We start from the raw sequence: 349 nt of genomic DNA, 5'->3' as shown, positions 1-349 counted from the left end.
CCTGCGCGCTGTCATGGCCGAAACCGGCAAGCACGCAGCCATCCTGCTGGACACCAAGGGTCCGGAAATCCGCACCATCAAGCTCGAAGGCGGCAACGACGTCTCCCTGGTCGCCGGCCAGACCTTCACCTTCACCACCGACCAGACCGTGGTGGGCAACAAAGACAAAGTCGCCGTCACCTATGCCGGTTTTGCCAGCGACCTGCGCGTCGGCAACCGCATCCTGGTTGACGACGGCCTGATTGGCCTGGACGTCATCGAAATCACCGAGCGCGAAGTGATCTGTAAAGTGCTCAACAACGGTGACCTGGGCGAGAACAAGGGCATCAACCTGCCGGGCGTCTCCATC

At 61.6% G+C, this 349-nt stretch carries 1 protein-coding gene; it reads left to right on the top strand.

All coding sequences use genetic code 11. The annotated features are described in order from the left end of the window. Positions 1 to 349: pyruvate kinase (locus tag AACR77_RS15850; RefSeq protein ID WP_042882715.1), on the top strand; the 349-nt coding region annotated here is incomplete at both ends.

Source organism: Aeromonas sp. ZOR0002 (assembly GCF_963866995.1).
GTDB lineage: Bacteria > Pseudomonadota > Gammaproteobacteria > Enterobacterales > Aeromonadaceae > Aeromonas > Aeromonas caviae.
Note: the sequence above shows the minus strand (reverse complement) of the source record. Positions and strands in the feature narration are given on the sequence as shown.